Genomic DNA, 15,060 nt, shown 5'->3' on the forward strand with positions numbered 1-15,060 from the left:
TACTCGGCGGCGTGTCGCGAGTGTTGTTGATCGAGGACGACCCGGCCGTGCGGGAGGGCCTTGAGCTGGCCCTGACCCGGCACGGGCATCGGGTGGGCGCCGTGGAGTCCGGCGAGGAGGGGCTGGAGCGACTGCGCGCCGACCGTCCCGACGTCGTCGTGCTCGATCTGATGTTGCCCGGCATGAACGGGTTCGAGGTCTGCCGCCGCATCCGGGCCATCGGCGAGGTGCCGATCATCATGCTGACCGCGCGCGGCGACGACATCGACGTGGTGGCGGGGCTGGAGGCGGGCGCCGACGACTACGTGGTCAAACCGGTGCAGCCCAGGGTGCTCGAAGCGCGTATCCGCGCCGTGCTCCGGCGGATCGGCCGCGACCAGGCGGAACTGGAGCGGCACGGTGAGCTGACCATCGATCGGGCCGGGCTGGTGGTCACCAAGCGCGGCGCCCCGGTCGGGCTCACCCCGGCCGAGCTGCGCCTGCTGCTGGAGCTCTCCGGCACGCCGGGCCGGGTGCACAGCCGCCAGCAACTGCTGGACTCGGTGTGGGAGCACGGGTACTTCGGCGACTCGCGGCTGGTGGACGCGTGCGTGCAGCGGCTGCGCGCGAAGATCGAGGACGACTCGGCCTCCCCCGTCTACGTGCAGACGGTGCGGGGGTTCGGTTACCGGTTCGGGCCGGTGTGAACCGGCGGTGACGCCCGTGCCGAGCCCGGGGCTGCGTGCCCGGCTGTTGTTCGCGTTCGCGCTGCTGTGCGTGGTCACCACGGCGGCGGTGACCGGCGGGCTCTACGTCCAGGCCCGCACCGACATCCTGCAGCGGGCCCAGGACGCCGCGCTGCAGGCGACGAGAGCGCGCCTGGAGACGCTCTTCCCGTTGCGCACCCCGGCTCCGGACCGGACCGAGCTCGGCAGGATCGCCGCCACCATGGCCGAGCGGGACAGCTACGCGCTGGCCGTCTACCGCGGGCTGTACGCGCAGGCCGGCCCGCCGTCCGACCGGGCGCCGGGCCTGATGCGGAACCCGCCGCCGGGAAGCGGGGGACGCGACGGGAACGCGCCGGCCCTGGAGGCCGAGGACCTGAGGCCCCAGGCCCTTTCCGTGAGCCTGCGGCGGAAGGTGGCCGAAGGCGAGATGGCGTGGCAACGGGTGGTGCGGGAGGGCAGGCCCTTCCTGATCATCGGCGCGCCGTTGCTGATCACCGAGGGTGACCGGTGGCGGGTGTCCGGCATCGAGGTCTACACCACGCGCAGCCTGCTTCCCGAGCAGCGCAGCATCGACTTGCTCGCCAGCCGCGCCTGGCTCAGCGGCGGGGCGGCCATGGCGTTCGCGGTGGTCGTGGCGTTGCTGGCCACCCGCAGCGTGCTGCGCCCGGTGCGCGAGCTCGGCCGGGCGGCCCGCCTGCTGGGCGAGGGCGAGCTGCGGACCAGGGTCGCGGTCCGCGGTTCCGACGAGCTGGCCGACGTGGCGCGTACCTTCAACGACACCGCCGCGGAGCTGGAACGGCACGTCATGCAGCTGCGCGCGATGGAGGCCGACGCCCGCCGGTTCGTGGCCGACGTCTCGCACGAGCTGCGCACCCCCCTGGCCGCGCTCGCCGCCGTCGCCGAGGTCCTCGACGACGAGGCGGCCGAGCTGCCCGAGCCCGCCGGCCGGGCGGCCAAGCTGGTCAGCCAGGAGACGCTCAACCTGACCGCGCTGGTGAACGACCTCATCGAGATCAGCAGGTTCGACTCCGGCGTCGCGGCCCTGTCGCTGAACGAGGTGGACGTGGCCGAGCTGGTGCCCGCGACCCTGCGCGTACGGGGCTGGTCGGACGCGGTGCGCACCGAGCTTCCCTCCTCGGTGACGGCGAGGCTGGACCCGCGCCGCGTGGACGTCATCCTCGCCAACCTGGTCGGCAACGCCCTGCGGCACGGCGAGCCGCCGGTGTCGGTGCGGTTGTCCGCCGACCCGCAGTGGATCACTGTCGAGGTCCGCGACCACGGTCCGGGGCTGGAGGAGGCGGTGCTGCCGCACGCGTTCGACCGGTTCTACAAGGCCAGCGCGGCCCGTGCCAGGTCCGAGGGCAGCGGCCTGGGCCTGGCCATCGCGCTGGAGAACGCGCGCCTGCACCGGGGCGACCTCACCGTCGCCAACGCCCCCGACGGCGGCGCCCTGTTCACGCTGCGCCTGCCACGCAGGGCCCCCGAGCAGGACGGAGCAGCCGGATGAGGGCCGCACTCCCCCGCCGCGCGCTCGCCGCGGGTCTCCTGGCGCTGGTCGCGGGCTGCGGCGTGCGTCCCAGCGACGTCATCGCCGTCGGCGAGCCGCCGAAGGGAGCCGTCGCGCTGACCACGACGATCATCCTCTACCTGGTGAAGGACGGGCGGCTCAGCGCCGTGACGCGGCCGAGCGCCCGCCCGCTGTTCCGGACCGAGAGGCTCGCGCTGCTGGCGGCCGGGCCCATCGAGAAGGAGCGGGCGCTCGGGCTCAGCACCGAGGTGCCGCCGGAAGCCGATCCCTTCCTGGTGACCGTCAAGGCGCGCGACCGCATGGTGCTGACCCCGTCCGCGCCCGGCGGTGACCTGTCCCCCCTGGCCGTGCAGCAGATCGTGTGCACGGCCGCCGCGTTGCCGGACAGCCCTGCCCGCATCGCCGTCGCGGGGGCACGCACGAGCGTCGACCCCCGCGACTGCCCGGCCTGACCGCCGGAGGGAGCGCGGAGCAGCCCAGCGGCCTCCCCCGCGGACCTGGCCGCGGTCAGGTCTTGGCGGGGATGCGCTTGCCGAGGTTGATGAAGAACAGGACCAGCCCGACCGTCAGCACGATGTGCCCCAGCCCCGCCATCCCGGTGATCGCCGGGCTGGTCTCGGCGCCCAGCACCGTCTGGGTGCCGTGCACCAGCATCATCGCCACCGTCAGCGCCAGCCCGCCGTTGTAGACCCAGAAGAACCAGGTGAACAGCCTGCCGCCGGCGCTCAGCGTGAACACCTTCTCCAGCACCAGCACGATCAGGAAGAACAGCATGCCGAGAGCGAGCAGGTGGGTGTGCACCACACCGAGCTGGGTGTCGCCGGTGAAGTCGTTGAGCTTGGTGATCTCGCGATAGTAGAGGCCGGTGATGACGCCGACGATCATGTAGATGTGCGCCGCATGGTAGATCTTTCTCACGGTTGAGACCTTAGAGGTTGTTTTGCCACCATTCGTACCGGCGTCCCCGCCGGACGGGCTCAGCCCTGCCAGGCCCGGCGGAAGCTCGCCCGGGCCCGGTGCAGCCGGGACTTGACCGTGCCCGACGGCACCCGCAACATCCGCGCCGCGACGTCCTCCGGCACCCCTTCCAGGTCGCGCAGCACCAGCACCGCCCGATGCTCCGGCGACAGGCGCTCCAGCACGTCCCGGACGTCCACGGCACGCTCGACGTCGTGCGGCGAGGGCACGCCGGCCAGTTCCGCCGGGCTGGACCGCCCGTCGCGCCGGGCGATCCGGACGGCCTCGCGCACGGCTATCGCCCGCGCCCACCCGAGCAGGGCCTCGGGTTCGCGCAGGTCACGCAGATGCCGGAAGATCGCGATCAGCGCCTCCTGCACGGCGTCCGGCCCGCTGTCCAACGCGATGGGCCCGCAGATCCGGCCCAGGTACGGCGTCAGCTCGGCGAGCAGGTCGTTCATCGCCATCGTGTCGCCCCGCTGGGCGGCGAGCACCCGGGCCGCCGTCACGACGCGCCCCCGGCGTCCCGGGCCGCGTCCCGGGCCGCGTCCCCACCCGCGCCCCTGGCCGTGACCCGGGACGCGAGCCTGGCCAGCGCCTTCTCCCCCGCCGCCCGCACGCCCCACGGCACCAGCGCCGGGCGGCCCGGGACGCGCACCCCGCCCGTCTGCGCGACCAGCGTCCCCTCCGGCACGGCGGTCGCGGCCAGGCCGACGAGCAGGAACCGGCTCTGCATCCAGCACCAGCCCGGCCGCAGGTCGACGTCGAACCGGGCGCGCATGCCGTACCGGCTGCGGGCCCTGGCCACGAGGCGGCCGCCGTCCGGGCCCGCGGACTCGACGGTGAGATGCCGCATGTCGGGTTCGAACGTGCCGAACTCCTTCTCCAGATCGCTCACCACGGCCCAGACCGCCGCGAAGGGTGCGGGAATGACGCGCTCGGCGACGGACGCCCCGGGAATGGCCGCGGCCAGCGCGCGCAGGCGGCGTACGGGGTCCAGATCGGCAACAGGCCAGCTCATGTCCATCCAGAGGCGGGAGGGGCGCGAAAGGTTCCATGGAACCATCACGGATTTCGCCGACTCCTGCCGGGCATGAACATTCCACGCCTCGGCGCCCTGACCGCCTCCGCCCTGCTCACCGACGCCGCCGCGCACCTGTACTGGCTGACCGGCCGCACGTGGCCCGCCGGCGACGTCAGCTCCCTCTCCCTGGCGGTGCTGAACTTCGAGGTGCCGTTCACCTCGCGCGTGCTGGTGCCGCTCGTCGTCGTGCTCGGCGCCGGGGCGGCGGCGGTGCTGGTGTGCTCACGCGGTCGCGGCTGCCTGCCCGCCCGCCTGGTCACGGCCGCCGTCGCCGCCGGGACCCTGGTGCGGGCGGCGGCCGGGCTGGTGTGGATCGCCGGCGTCGGCGCGGACACCGGGACCCCGTTCTACTGGCTCAACCTGTTCCTCTACACGCCTGTCTGCGTGTTCATGGCCACGGCGGCGGCCCTGGTCGCCTCCCGCCGCGGCGCCCGGCGGCTCTAGCCGGAGCAGAGCTGGGCGCGCAGGGTGCGGAAGGCCCATTGCTCCCAGCGCTCCCGCGGCCAGCCGCGGCCGTGCACGAACAGCAGGTACAGCTCGGGGCTGAGCAGGCCGTACAGCAGGTCGGCGGCCTCCTGCGCGGACACCCCGGCCCGCGCCCCGGGCTTGCCCACCAGGGCCTTGGCCGCCTCCTGCTGGACGACGTAGCGGGGATCGACGTCGTCCGGCCACAGCGCGGCCACCTCCGGGTCGCCGGCGACCGCCGCCTCCAGGACCTTGCCGATCGGCGCGACGCGCTCCAGGACGGAGCTGGTGCCGGCGACGTAGGCGCGCAGCAGGTCCTGGGCGGTGCCGGCGGCCAGCGCCGCGACGTACCAGGGCCGGTCCATGGTGGCCACCGGCTCGTCGTCGCCCGCGATCGTGACGTCGACCAGCTCCTTGAGCAGGGCGCGCTTGTTGCCGAAGACGAAGTAGATCGTCTGCACCGCGACCCCGGCCTTCTCGGCCACGTCCTGGAGGTTCGTGGCGCCGTATCCGTCGCGGACGAACAGCTCCGACGCCGCCTCCAGGATGCGCCGGCGCGTCTCCTTCGCCTTCTGGGCCCGCTTGTTCGGCCGCTTGACATCGCTCATGGCTAGAGTCTATCTCTAGATTCAGTCACTAGAAGTCAACTCTAGAGAGAAGGTCTAGCCATGCCGGTCATCAGCGTCACCCGCTTCCAGGCCGATCCCGCGGACGCCGAGGAGGTCCAGGCCCGGCACGCCGCCCTGGTCACCGCCATCAGAGCCACCGAGCCCGGCCTCACCGAGGCCCGCCTCGGCCGCCTGGACGACGACACGTGGGTCGGCGTCTGGCGCTGGAACTCGGCCGCCGCCCTGCAGGCGGCCCGCCAGGCCGCGCCCGGCACCCCCGCCGCCGTCGCGGCGTTCGAGGTCGTCCGCGACGTCACGGCGCAGGACATCGAGGTCCTGGCCGAGCTGTGACGGCCCGCCCCGGCTCCCGGCCCCGAGGCCGCGGGCCGGGGCTTTCCCGAATCGAGGAGATGACATGATCGAAATCGACGCGTTGACCAAGGTGTACGGATCGGCGCAGGTCCGGGCGGTCGACGAGGTGTCCCTGCACGTCCCCGCCGGGTCGGTCGTCGGGTTCCTGGGCCCCAACGGCGCGGGCAAGACCACGACCATCAAGATGCTGGCCGGGCTGCTGTCCCCCACCTCCGGCCGGGTCCGGCTGGCCGGGTTCGACGTGACCCGGCAGCGCCGGTCCGCGATGGCGTGCTTCGGCGCGGTGCTGGAGGGCTCCCGCAACGTCTACTGGACCCTGTCGGCCTGGCAGAACCTCATGTACTTCGGCCGGCTGAAGGGCCTGCGCAAGGCCCGGGTCGCCGAGCGGGCCGAGGATCTGCTGACCGATCTCGGCCTGTGGGAGCGCCGCCACGAGAAGGTGGGCGGCTTCTCCCGGGGCATGCAGCAGAAGGTCGCGATCGCCGTCGCCCTGATCGCCGACCCGCCCGTCGTGCTGCTGGACGAACCGACGCTCGGCCTGGACGTCGAGGCCACCCGCACCGTCCGGAACTGGATCGCCGAGCAGGCCCGCGAGCTGGGCACCACCGTCCTGCTCACCACCCACCAGCTCGACATCGCCCAGGAGCTGTGCGACCGGGTGGCCGTCATGCGCCAGGGGCGGCTCGTGGCCGACCTGCCCACCCGCGAGCTGCTGGCCCGCTTCCGCGAACGCGACCGGTACGAGATCCGCGTCGAGGGAGCCGCGCCTCCCGGCTTCGACGCCGACACCCGTGACGGCGTCACCACCATCCGCGTGCGGGTGAGCGATCCGGCCGAGGTGTACGACGTGGTCGGGCGGCTGCGCGCGCACGGAGCCGTCCTGGAGTCGCTGACGCAGGTCCAGCCCGGCCTGGAGGACGTGTTCCTGGCCCTGGTGAACGAGCCGTCCCATGCTGCCTGACGTCCTGCGCGCCGAGATCGGCAAGGGCCTGCGCGTGCAGCTCGCCCACCCGGCCGGGCACGTCGTCACGCTGCTGATCAGCACCATGATGTATCTCGGTCTGCAGTTCGTGCTGGGCCAGGGTGAGCTGCGCCAGGATCTGCTGCCGCCCACCCTGGTCGCGATCGGCGGCTACTGGTTCCTGCAGTACGCCGGCCTGGTGATGGTGGCCGACCTCGTCGAGGAGATCCGCGCCGGCACCTTCGCCCAGTCCCAGATGAGCCCGGCGCCGCCGTGGCTGCCGATGCTCGGCCGGCTGCTCACCGCGTCGGTGTTCGGGCTGGTCGTGGCCGCCGTCGCCGCTCTCGTGCCGGTGCTCCTGGCGCAGATCGCCGTCCCGTTGCGCTGGGCCGCGCTGCTGCCCGCCGCGCTGCTCGGGGTCGACGCGCTGGCCTTCACCTTCCTGCTGGCCGCCCTCGCCCTGGTCTCCCCGGCGGTCGGCGCCCTGCAGTCGTTGTTCACCTCGCTGGTGCTGCTGCTCAACGGTTCGTTCCTGCCGCTGCACCTGTATCCGGACTGGCTGGCCGCGGCGGCCCGGCTGCTGCCCACCACGCTGGGCGTCGAGGCGCTCAACCGGACGCTGTTCGAGGGCGGCACCCTGGCCGGGCTGTGGACCGGCGGCACGCTGCCCTGGCTGCTGGCCCACACCCTCGTCCTCGCCGCCGTGGCCGGCCTGCTGTTCGTCCGCAACCACCGGCGAGCCCTGGAGGCGTCATGACCTTCGTCCGCGGATTCGCCGCCGAAGTCCGCAAGGGGATGATCGGCCTGCTCGCCGGATGGCGCGAGGTCCTCCTGGAGATGATCACCTTCCCGCTGTTCTACCTGCTCGTCGTGCTGTTCATGGGACGCGGGCAGCTGCGCGCCGACCTGCTGCCGCCGGTGTTGCTCGGCATGGTGGCGCTGACGTTCGTCCACGAGCAGGTCAACCGGGTGTTCTGGAGCTACCTGGGCGACATCCGGTCCGGCGTGCTGGAGCAGACCTACCTGACCCCGCTGCCCTCGGCCGCGAGCATCCTCGGCCGCCAGGTGGCCGCCGTGATCGCGGCCGTGCCCGCCGCGCTGGCCGTCCTGGCCACCGGGGTCGCCGCCGTCGCCCTCCAGGGCGGGCGGCTGCCCCTCGACGCGCAGGTGATCGTGCCGCTGGCCGCCATCGTGCTGGGCACCTGCGGGCTCGCGCTCATCCTGTGCGGCCTGTGCCTGGTGTTGCGGCGCATCGAGATCGTCACCCAGCTGTCCGTGGCCCTCTATGCCGTCGCGGGCGGCACCCTGGTCCCGCTGGCGGCCATGCCCGAACCGGTCGCCTTCCTCAGCCGGCTGGTGGTGCCCATCACGCCCGGCATCGAGGCGATGCGCGACATCCTGCTCGGCGGGTATTCCCTGGCCGCCCTCCCGACCGGCTGGGGCCTCGGCTGGCTGCTGGCCCAGCCGCTGCTGATCACGGCGGCCGGGGTGGTCCTGTTCCACCGGCTGGAGAACGTCGCCCGCCGTCGCGGCACCCTGGCCCGCTCCTGAAGACCCCGCCGCCTGGGCCGGTGGGCCGGGCGGCGGGTGACCGGTCAGGGGCCGACCCGCCGGACGGTGATCTCGTACTGGTCCACGGCGCCCTCCCACCGGGCCACCAGCGCGCCGCCCTCGTCCCTGGCCGTGCGCATGTCCTGACGGCACAGGGCCAGCTCGTCGGAGCGGGGGTCGCAGAACGCGCGCAGGTGCGCCCGGAGCCCGGCGTGCTCCACGGCCGCGAGGGCCGCCGCCGTCTCCGGGTCGCCTCCTTCGTACGGCACCAGGCTGTCGAAGCCGTCGCCGATGCCGGTGGCGACCCGGAGGGCGTCGAGGAGCGTGCCGTCCGAGGCGATGGTGGCGCTGGTCACGGACCAGGCCGTGGCCGGCAGGCCGACCGCGTGGCGTGCCGTCAGGCGCGCCAGCTCGGCGCCGCCGACCTGCGGCCAGCGGTCGGAACCGGCGAGCCTGACGGCCACCAGCTCGTCCCCGAAGCCGGCCGGGAACCCCGCCGCGGCGTCGATCTCGAACAACGACCGGCTCGGGTCGAACCGCAGCTCGGGGTAGCCGACCTCGTCGAGCAGCAGCAGGTTCTCGCTGGAGATCGTCGCGCGGCCGGCGAGGGCGGTCGGCTCCAGCCACGCCGGATCCCTGTTGAACCCCGTCTCGTCGAGCCAGTTGCCGCTGTAGCAGGCCGCGTACTCCGCCTCGGGGTCGAAGCCGGAGAGCGGGTGGCCCAGCAGGACGCCGAAGGCCTGCCTCAGCGACGACTCCCAGTCGTCGCCGGTGGTGGGGGCGGACGTCACGGTCGCGCCTTTCGTCAGTGGGGGGATCGTGACGCGCGGCACGCCCGCCGTCTGGCGTCACTTCTCATGATCAATTGTAGAGTGAGGCATTCGTCCCCCTCCCCCTTCGGGAAGCGTCCTGTGTTACGTCGTCACCGTTCGGCCGTGCCCGCCCTGCTTCTCACCGTTCTGTACGGTGCCGCGCTGACGGTCGCCGCCGTCGTCGCCCTGGTCTCCGGTGAGCTCGGCCCGTTGTGGGGGCTGACGCTGTTCTCGGCCACGGCCGAAGGCGTCACGGCCACCGGGCCGAACCTGTTCCTCCTGGTCCTGGCCGGGCTGTCCTGGTCCTGGGGGATCTGGCAGATTCTGCGCGGGCCGTCGGCGGGGCCGCCGCCCCCGCGGGACCCCGACGCCCTGCGGTTGCGCCTGGCGCTGTACGCCTCGGCGGCCACGACGTTCCTGCTCCACCTCACCGCGTCGATGTGGGCCGACACGACGGTGCTCGACTCCGCGGTGATGTGCGTGCTCGTGGTGCTGTTCATGCGGGTGCTGGGCCGCGGCCGGCCGTACATGCGGGGCGCCGGGCTGCTGGGGTACGGCGGGTTCACCGTCATCGGCGTGCTCGGCCTCCTCGGCCGGCCCGTCCCGGAGGGGGTGGAGCTGGTCTGTGGCCTGGCCGGTCTGGTCTGGACGGTGCTGGTCCTGCGGGCCCAGGGCTCCGACGACCGCTGGGGGACGGCGACCGTCGCGTACGGCGTCGCCGCCCTGGTGACGCCGCTGGTCCTGGTGCTGGCGGCGTTGCCGTTCGCCGGCGAGGAAGGCGCGGCCGAGGCTCTCGGCGTGGTGTCGAGCGTCCTGATGATGATCTGGCTGGCCCGCTCCGCCCACGACCTCGCCGCCCCGCGCCGCCGACCGGCCTCCGAGGCCACGCCGGAGGCATGAGCTCGGGGCGGGCCGGTGAGCCGGGGCCGGTGACCGGGGCTCAGCGTCTGCGCTGCCTGGTCTCCTCGGTCGAGGGCGCCTCCTGCGGCAACGGCGGTCTGGCCAGGGGCGCCAGCGCCGGCCCCTGCCACTGCTGCCTGGCCGGCCCCGACCGCTTGTCGCCGTCAGGATTCCCGCCGTCGATGGACAGGATGCGGCCCCTGAACTTGGGGTGCCTGGTCTCCCAGTACCGCCACCCCTCCACCCTGGCCGGCACGCTGGCGATCCCGGAGGCGATCTCGACCTGCTTGCAGGTGCCGAGGACCGACCAAGCCGACCAGCCGATGCGGTAGCCGAAAACGCGGTACCACATATTGCCGTACATCCCTTTAGTGATAGTCCGGCTGTATTCATGGCCGGTGAAGACCATATGCCGCTCTTCGAGGTGTGGCACGCCCATCTTGCGCAGGTTACGCACCAGATCTCCGGTCGTGATCGAGAACTGCTGCTCGTTCTCCGTCTCCCGGAACGCCCTCACCTCGTATTCCCGGGTCACCGTCACCGTGATGGTGCCGCCAGGGCCGTCAATGTAGCGGGTACGGGGAATGAAGAAGTTTCTCGGCGAGAGCGAACGGATTTTGAAGAAGGTGTGCGGGTCGCACCGCCCGTCGCCGTCCGCGTGCGCGGCCAGGGTCACGGCGGGGGTCATGGCCAGGACGAGGGCCGTCGAGAGCGAGCCGCGCACGGCCACTCGTGTCATGCTCCGCCCAAGACGAGGCGCCGCCGGCCGGGTGGGGTTGCTGAGGGCATTTGCTCGTATTTTGGGTGAGAACATGTACCGTTCCTTTCGGAATGCAGCCCGTAGTCGCCATCCGAACCCATAGACCGGAATGCGGCCCTTCCGCACGCCGATCAGGGCATCTAGACCGGTACGATGTTTACACTTGCCACGAATCACTCATCGACGCCACACCGAAACCGCATTCCCGGTGACCGGCAAGATTCAGTTGTCGGAATGCCATGGCTCAGGGGCATCGCTCAGCGAAATCGTTCCCTCCGACCCCGGGACGCGCGACCGCGTGAAGGCCCGGATCCGTTCGGCGATGACCTCGGGGGCGTTCAGGTCGGGGGCGTTGTGGTCGAGCCCGGCGATGATCTCGTGCCGGGCGTCGGGCATGAGGCGGGCCAGGCGAGCGGGCACATCGGTGAGGTAGCCGGGGGACCTGTCGCCGCCGAGCAGCAGCGCCGGGGAGCCGACGCCGGCGTACCTGGCGCCGTCGGAGTCCAGGCGGACGATCTCGCCGAGCTCTGCGGGGGTGGTCGCCATCATCGCCCGCGTGTCGCGCCCCTCCGCCCCGCGCAGCATCAGGAACGCCAGCGCGCTGAACACCGGCGCCGGCGCGTCGCCGACCGGAACCAGGCGGGTGGCCTTGAGGAAGGCCGCCATCGCCGCGGTGTGCCTGCCCTGCGCCAGCAGCCGCTCGAACGCCGGCAGCCAGCCGGCGGGGAAGGAGCCGTCGATGCTCACGCCCGGTTCGTAGACCATGAGCGCGGCCACCCTGCGCCGCAACCCGAGGTGCAGGGCGACGAGACCGCCGTAGCTGTGGCCGAAGACCAGGCGCGCGCCCGTGCGGTCCATGACGACCAGCGCGTCGTCGACCTCGGTGTCCACGCCGTACGCCGGGCCCTGCGGGCCGCTGCCGCCGCGTCCGCGCCGTTCGATCACGTGCACGCTGTGCGTGCCGGACAGTGCTCGCGCCAGCGCCCCGTAGTGGTGGGCGCGCCGGTTGTTCCCGGGGATCACCAGCAGCCCCGGCCCCCGCCCCGCGCTGAGCACGGCGATCGTCGTGCCGTCCTTCGAGGTCACGTCCGCGCCGCGCCACCGCATCGACTTCTTGCCGCCCATCACGCCCTGCCTTCACGTCGGTGGAGACAGCAGCCTGGCCGCTGGGGCTGTCACCCGGCTGGCAGAACGCTGGCACCGGCGCCCGGGAGGAGAACGCTCAGGCCCAGTAGTCGCCGTCGGGCAGCCGCAGGTACGTGTCCGGTTCCGTGAGCGAGCGGGCGTCGGCCGGGCGCAGCCCCGCGCCGGCGAAGCAGTACGCCTCGGCGCACCCCTCGTACAGGTACGTGCGCAGGATCTCCTCCGGCGAGTCCTCCGGGGAGGCGTCGCCGCCGCCCGGATGGGTGTCCCATTCCTCGACCTCGCCGTCGCGGTAGACCCTGCCCTGGTTGCCGCTCTTGGGATTGGCGTACATGCCGTAGGCGACCGTGCCCGCCGACAGCGCCTTCATGACGCCGGGCGTGGCGGCCATGTACCCCCACTCCTGGAAGACGACGCAGCCGCCCGGCACGTCGGTGACGCCGACGAACCGCAGCGCGTCGTCCTCGAACGGATCCTCCTCGACCTCTTCGAGCTCCTCCTCCGTGGCGGGTTCGGCGGCCAGCAGGCGCGCCGCCCCGGCCGCGCTGACACCGCGCACGCACGTCAGGCTGAAGCCGTCGCCGTCGAGGCCCTCCAGGACGCCGACCAGGCGCGCGGCCTCCGCCACGGCCGCCGTCTCGGCCTCGGTGAGCCGGGCGTGGCCGGGCGGGAACGTCCGTTATGCGGAGACGAGCGGTGTCATCATGGCGCAGGGCACGGACAATTTTCGAAGATCATCCAGACGGCGACCCTCCGGGACGCCCGCACAGGGAACCCCTTGTCCTCGGCGTCCCACCGAGGACAAGGGCGGGGCCGGATCAGGGCTGGGCGTCCAGCCATTCCCGGAAGGTCGGGCCGGCGAGCCTGGCGTGCGGGCCGGGCAGGAACGCGCCGGCGGCGGCCAGATCGGCATCGGGCATGCCCGCGCCGTCGACGCCCACGACCTTGACACCCCGGCGGGCGCCCAGGAGCCGGGCCGCCTCCGCCAGCGTCTCCCTGCGCGGACCGGCGATCTCGGGGATCGGCGTGCCGGGCACGGTCGCGGCGACGGCCAGGTCGGCCAGCTCCTCGGCCACGACGCGGCAGGCCACGAGCTGGGTGGGCAGCTCCGGGACATAGGCCACATCACCGGGCCGCCAGTCCAGCAGCTGCCCCACGAACTCGTGGAACTGCGCCGCCCGCAGCACGCGGACGGGAAGCGGCCCGGCAAGCAGCAGCTCCTCGTGCACCCTCTTGGCGGCCAGGAAACCGGCGGTGGCCCTGTCGGCCCCGATGATGGACGCCACGGCGATCCGCGCGACCCCGGCCCGGCGGCCGTACTCGTGCAGGTTGCGGGCCGAGGCGCGGAAGAACTCCGTCGCCGCCTCCTGGTCGGAGGAGTGCCAGGAGGCGACGTCGATGACGACCTGCGCCCCCGTCAGCGCCTCGGCGAGGCCCTGACCGGTGACGACGTCCACGCCGGTGGCGCGGGACATCGGCACGACCCGGTGACCCCTCTCGGTCAGGACGTCGACGACGTGGCGGCCCAGCCGGCCGGTCGCCCCGGCCACCGCGAACGTGGTGATGCTCATGTCAGGCGCCTTTCTCACTCGCTGTAGTTCCGGCCGGGCGGCATGCCGGGGATCGGCTTGGCGATGAGGGCCGCCGGGGTGAAGAAGCCGATGTGGGCGATCGCCATGACCAGCGACCACATCGCCCTGTCGTCGTACAGCGCCGACGCCCTGGCGTACAGCTCGTCGCCGACGCGCTCCCCCGACGGGTTCGGGGTGAGGACCGCCTCCACCAGCTCCAGCGCGACGCGTTCCGCCTCGGTGAAACAGGTGGCGTCCCGCCAGGTGGCCACGGCGGTGATGCGCTCCTCCGGCTCCCCCAGCCCGCGCAGGTTGGCGGTCTCCCTGACCGTGAAGTACGTGCTGCCCAGCAGCTGCCCGGCGCGCAGCTGCAGCAGCGCGATGGTCACCGGGGGGATCACCCCGTTCCGCAGGGCCTTGTGCAGCCCCTCGCCGACCACCGCCAGCTCGGGGAGGAAGGGGAGGGGATTGGGCATACGCGACCGCCGGCCGGTCGTCGTGGACATGGACATGAGGAAGACTTCCCTTCGCGTTCTCGACTCGTCGTCGCGCCGCGCGGATCGTCCGCGCGGCGTCCTGACGACCACGAGACGCCGCCGCCCCGGCCCCCGTAACACCGGCGGCGCTGTGACGTAGGCCACCGGCCGGACGTGTTACGCGGCGGCGCACGACGGCGTCTTGTGCGTGTGGCAGTGCGCAGAACGGACAGGCAGGAGCGGGACATGACCGATCACGACGAACACGCCGGGCCGCCCGGCTCCGCCACCCAGGTGTTCGTCGCCCACCGCAACCTGCTGTTCACCGTCGCCTACGAGATGCTCGGCTCGGCCGCCGACGCCGAGGACGTCCTGCAGGAGACCTGGCTGCGATGGGCGGACGTCAACCTCGCCGCCGTCCGGGAGGAGCGCGCCTACCTGGTGCGGATCGTCACCCGGCAGGCGCTCGACCGGCTGCGCGCACTGGGCCGGCGCAAGGAGTCCTACGTCGGGCCGTGGCTGCCCGAGCCGCTGCTGACCGCCCCCGACGTGGCCGAGGACGTCGAACTCGCCGAGAGCGTCTCCATGGCGATGCTGCTGGTGCTGGAGACGTTGCAGCCGACCGAGCGGGCGGTGTTCGTGCTGCGCGAGGTGTTCGAGCTGGACTACGACGAGATCGCCGACGCCGTCGGCAGGAGCCCGTCAGCGGTCCGCCAGATCGCCTACCGGGCGCGGGCGCACGTCGCCGCCCGCCGGCCGCGCGGCACCACCTCCCCGGCCGAGACCCGGGCCGCGCTCCAGGCCTTCCAGCGGGCGGTCGAGACCGGCGAGCTGCAGAGCCTGCTCGACGTCCTCGCGCCGGACGTCGTCGCCCTGAGCGACGGCGGCGGCCGCCGGCACGCCCTGCTGCGGCCCGTCGTGGGCGTCGACAACGTGGCCCGCCTGCTGGCCGCCGGCTGGTGGAAGCAGGACGCGGACAGATCGGTCGAGCTGGTGCAGGTCAACGGCGGGCCCGGGCTGCTCGTGCGGATCGACGGCGAGATCGACGGAGTCGTGGCGGTGCGCGTGGAGAACGGCTACGTCACCGGCGCCTACCACGTGCGCAATCCCGACAAGCTGGCGCGGCTGGGACGGGAGACCACCGTGACCCGCTGAGCGCGTCCCG

Annotated in this window: 20 protein-coding genes; 10 read left to right on the forward strand and 10 right to left on the reverse strand. The window is 73.0% G+C overall.

From position 1 onward, the window contains the following. Positions 1 to 11 precede the first annotated feature (11 nt). From ACIBK9_RS33925 to ACIBK9_RS33935, 3 genes are read left to right on the forward strand one after another with little or no spacing between them, the layout of a single operon-like run. Positions 12 to 686, forward strand: a complete 675-nt coding sequence (locus ACIBK9_RS33925) for a response regulator transcription factor (RefSeq protein WP_357986639.1) — start codon at positions 12 to 14, stop codon at positions 684 to 686. A gap of 7 nt (positions 687 to 693) precedes the next feature. Further along, positions 694 to 2,214, forward strand: a complete 1,521-nt coding sequence (locus ACIBK9_RS33930; RefSeq protein ID WP_397162673.1) for an ATP-binding protein — start codon at positions 694 to 696, stop codon at positions 2,212 to 2,214. After that, positions 2,211 to 2,687, forward strand: coding sequence for a hypothetical protein (locus ACIBK9_RS33935; RefSeq protein ID WP_397162674.1), 477 nt, complete (start codon positions 2,211 to 2,213; stop codon positions 2,685 to 2,687). Before ACIBK9_RS33930 ends, ACIBK9_RS33935 begins: the two co-directional genes overlap by 4 nt. A 55-nt stretch (positions 2,688 to 2,742) precedes the next feature. Here the strand turns inward: ACIBK9_RS33935 and ACIBK9_RS33940 are convergent, their stop codons facing one another. The 3 genes from ACIBK9_RS33940 to ACIBK9_RS33950 are packed head-to-tail and all read right to left on the reverse strand — an operon-like array spanning position 2,743 to position 4,213. After that, positions 2,743 to 3,153 carry a DUF2871 domain-containing protein gene (locus tag ACIBK9_RS33940; RefSeq protein WP_397162675.1) on the reverse strand — a complete coding sequence of 137 codons (411 nt, stop codon included), beginning with the start codon at positions 3,151 to 3,153 and terminating at the stop codon, positions 2,743 to 2,745. A gap of 59 nt (positions 3,154 to 3,212) precedes the next feature. Beyond that, on the reverse strand, positions 3,213 to 3,701 hold the full coding sequence (locus tag ACIBK9_RS33945) for an RNA polymerase sigma factor (RefSeq protein WP_397162676.1): 489 nt from the start codon (positions 3,699 to 3,701) through the stop codon (positions 3,213 to 3,215). Then, the gene (locus ACIBK9_RS33950; protein WP_397162677.1) at positions 3,698 to 4,213 is read right to left on the reverse strand and encodes a hypothetical protein; all 516 of its coding nucleotides are present in this window, start codon (positions 4,211 to 4,213) and stop codon (positions 3,698 to 3,700) included. The genes ACIBK9_RS33945 and ACIBK9_RS33950 overlap by 4 nt, the downstream gene beginning before the upstream one ends. Before the next feature lie 72 nt (positions 4,214 to 4,285). Here ACIBK9_RS33950 and ACIBK9_RS33955 point away from each other — a divergent pair, with 72 nt between their 5' ends. Beyond that, positions 4,286 to 4,720, forward strand: a complete 435-nt coding sequence (locus tag ACIBK9_RS33955) for a DUF3995 domain-containing protein (protein ID WP_397162678.1) — start codon at positions 4,286 to 4,288, stop codon at positions 4,718 to 4,720. On the opposite strand, the gene ACIBK9_RS33960 is transcribed toward ACIBK9_RS33955, so the two are convergent. Next, on the reverse strand, positions 4,717 to 5,349 hold the full coding sequence (locus ACIBK9_RS33960; protein WP_397162679.1) for a TetR/AcrR family transcriptional regulator: 633 nt from the start codon (positions 5,347 to 5,349) through the stop codon (positions 4,717 to 4,719). The two genes, ACIBK9_RS33955 and ACIBK9_RS33960, sit on opposite strands and share 4 nt — an antisense overlap. A gap of 60 nt (positions 5,350 to 5,409) precedes the next feature. Here ACIBK9_RS33960 and ACIBK9_RS33965 point away from each other — a divergent pair, with 60 nt between their 5' ends. From ACIBK9_RS33965 to ACIBK9_RS33980, 4 genes are all read left to right on the forward strand, one after another. Beyond that, complete coding sequence (locus ACIBK9_RS33965; RefSeq protein ID WP_397162680.1) at positions 5,410 to 5,700, forward strand: antibiotic biosynthesis monooxygenase; 291 nt, start codon at positions 5,410 to 5,412, stop codon at positions 5,698 to 5,700. A 64-nt stretch (positions 5,701 to 5,764) separates the two neighbouring features. Beyond that, positions 5,765 to 6,682, forward strand: coding sequence for an ATP-binding cassette domain-containing protein (locus ACIBK9_RS33970; RefSeq protein WP_397162681.1), 918 nt, complete (start codon positions 5,765 to 5,767; stop codon positions 6,680 to 6,682). Beyond that, positions 6,672 to 7,439 (forward strand): ABC transporter permease, encoded by a 768-nt coding sequence (locus tag ACIBK9_RS33975; protein WP_397162682.1) that lies wholly within the window; start codon positions 6,672 to 6,674, stop codon positions 7,437 to 7,439. Before ACIBK9_RS33970 ends, ACIBK9_RS33975 begins: the two co-directional genes overlap by 11 nt. Further along, positions 7,436 to 8,233 (forward strand): ABC transporter permease, encoded by a 798-nt coding sequence (locus ACIBK9_RS33980; RefSeq protein WP_397162683.1) that lies wholly within the window; start codon positions 7,436 to 7,438, stop codon positions 8,231 to 8,233. The genes ACIBK9_RS33975 and ACIBK9_RS33980 overlap by 4 nt, the downstream gene beginning before the upstream one ends. A gap of 44 nt (positions 8,234 to 8,277) precedes the next feature. On the opposite strand, the gene ACIBK9_RS33985 is transcribed toward ACIBK9_RS33980, so the two are convergent. Next, entirely contained in the window at positions 8,278 to 9,024 is a 747-nt protein-coding gene (locus tag ACIBK9_RS33985; RefSeq protein WP_397162684.1) for a hypothetical protein, read from the reverse strand. 144 nt (positions 9,025 to 9,168) lie between these two features. Between ACIBK9_RS33985 and ACIBK9_RS33990 the strand changes: the two genes are divergently transcribed. After that, complete coding sequence (locus ACIBK9_RS33990; RefSeq protein WP_397162685.1) at positions 9,169 to 9,945, forward strand: hypothetical protein; 777 nt, start codon at positions 9,169 to 9,171, stop codon at positions 9,943 to 9,945. A gap of 40 nt (positions 9,946 to 9,985) precedes the next feature. Here ACIBK9_RS33990 and ACIBK9_RS33995 read toward each other — a convergent pair whose 3' ends face one another. The 5 genes from ACIBK9_RS33995 to ACIBK9_RS34015 all read right to left on the reverse strand — a co-directional run bounded on the left by ACIBK9_RS33995 (position 9,986) and on the right by ACIBK9_RS34015 (position 13,925). Continuing rightward, complete coding sequence (locus ACIBK9_RS33995; protein ID WP_397162686.1) at positions 9,986 to 10,675, reverse strand: hypothetical protein; 690 nt, start codon at positions 10,673 to 10,675, stop codon at positions 9,986 to 9,988. A 252-nt stretch (positions 10,676 to 10,927) separates the two neighbouring features. Further along, positions 10,928 to 11,830 (reverse strand): alpha/beta fold hydrolase, encoded by a 903-nt coding sequence (locus ACIBK9_RS34000; protein ID WP_397162687.1) that lies wholly within the window; start codon positions 11,828 to 11,830, stop codon positions 10,928 to 10,930. A gap of 97 nt (positions 11,831 to 11,927) precedes the next feature. Beyond that, positions 11,928 to 12,476, reverse strand: a complete 549-nt coding sequence (locus ACIBK9_RS34005; RefSeq protein WP_397162688.1) for a DUF6461 domain-containing protein — start codon at positions 12,474 to 12,476, stop codon at positions 11,928 to 11,930. A 190-nt stretch (positions 12,477 to 12,666) separates the two neighbouring features. Beyond that, entirely contained in the window at positions 12,667 to 13,419 is a 753-nt protein-coding gene (locus tag ACIBK9_RS34010) for an SDR family oxidoreductase (RefSeq protein ID WP_397162689.1), read from the reverse strand. Between the two features lie 14 nt (positions 13,420 to 13,433). Next, positions 13,434 to 13,925, reverse strand: coding sequence for a carboxymuconolactone decarboxylase family protein (locus ACIBK9_RS34015; protein ID WP_397162690.1), 492 nt, complete (start codon positions 13,923 to 13,925; stop codon positions 13,434 to 13,436). Positions 13,926 to 14,141: 216 nt separating this feature from the next. Between ACIBK9_RS34015 and ACIBK9_RS34020 the strand changes: the two genes are divergently transcribed. Beyond that, entirely contained in the window at positions 14,142 to 15,050 is a 909-nt protein-coding gene (locus ACIBK9_RS34020; RefSeq protein ID WP_397162691.1) for an RNA polymerase sigma-70 factor, read from the forward strand. The last annotated feature ends 10 nt before the right edge of the window (positions 15,051 to 15,060 follow it).

This window comes from Nonomuraea sp. NPDC050227, from assembly GCF_044459705.1.
Classification (GTDB): Bacteria; Actinomycetota; Actinomycetes; order Streptosporangiales; family Streptosporangiaceae; genus Nonomuraea.

Bases quoted from the DNA above. Each gene is read 5' to 3' on its own strand.
- ACIBK9_RS34000 (WP_397162687.1), bottom strand. From the start codon at position 11,830: ATGGGCGGCAAGAAGTCGATGCGGTGGCGCGGCGCGGACGTGACCTCG.
- ACIBK9_RS33960 (WP_397162679.1), bottom strand. From the start codon at position 5,349: ATGAGCGATGTCAAGCGGCCGAACAAGCGGGCCCAGAAGGCGAAGGAG.
- ACIBK9_RS34010 (WP_397162689.1), bottom strand. From the start codon at position 13,419: ATGAGCATCACCACGTTCGCGGTGGCCGGGGCGACCGGCCGGCTGGGC.
- ACIBK9_RS33955 (WP_397162678.1), top strand. From the start codon at position 4,286: ATGAACATTCCACGCCTCGGCGCCCTGACCGCCTCCGCCCTGCTCACC.
- ACIBK9_RS33950 (WP_397162677.1), bottom strand. From the start codon at position 4,213: ATGAGCTGGCCTGTTGCCGATCTGGACCCCGTACGCCGCCTGCGCGCG.
- ACIBK9_RS33970 (WP_397162681.1), top strand. From the start codon at position 5,765: ATGATCGAAATCGACGCGTTGACCAAGGTGTACGGATCGGCGCAGGTC.
- ACIBK9_RS34015 (WP_397162690.1), bottom strand. From the start codon at position 13,925: ATGTCCACGACGACCGGCCGGCGGTCGCGTATGCCCAATCCCCTCCCC.
- ACIBK9_RS34020 (WP_397162691.1), top strand. From the start codon at position 14,142: ATGACCGATCACGACGAACACGCCGGGCCGCCCGGCTCCGCCACCCAG.
- ACIBK9_RS33965 (WP_397162680.1), top strand. From the start codon at position 5,410: ATGCCGGTCATCAGCGTCACCCGCTTCCAGGCCGATCCCGCGGACGCC.
- ACIBK9_RS33980 (WP_397162683.1), top strand. From the start codon at position 7,436: ATGACCTTCGTCCGCGGATTCGCCGCCGAAGTCCGCAAGGGGATGATC.
- ACIBK9_RS33935 (WP_397162674.1), top strand. From the start codon at position 2,211: ATGAGGGCCGCACTCCCCCGCCGCGCGCTCGCCGCGGGTCTCCTGGCG.
- ACIBK9_RS33975 (WP_397162682.1), top strand. From the start codon at position 6,672: ATGCTGCCTGACGTCCTGCGCGCCGAGATCGGCAAGGGCCTGCGCGTG.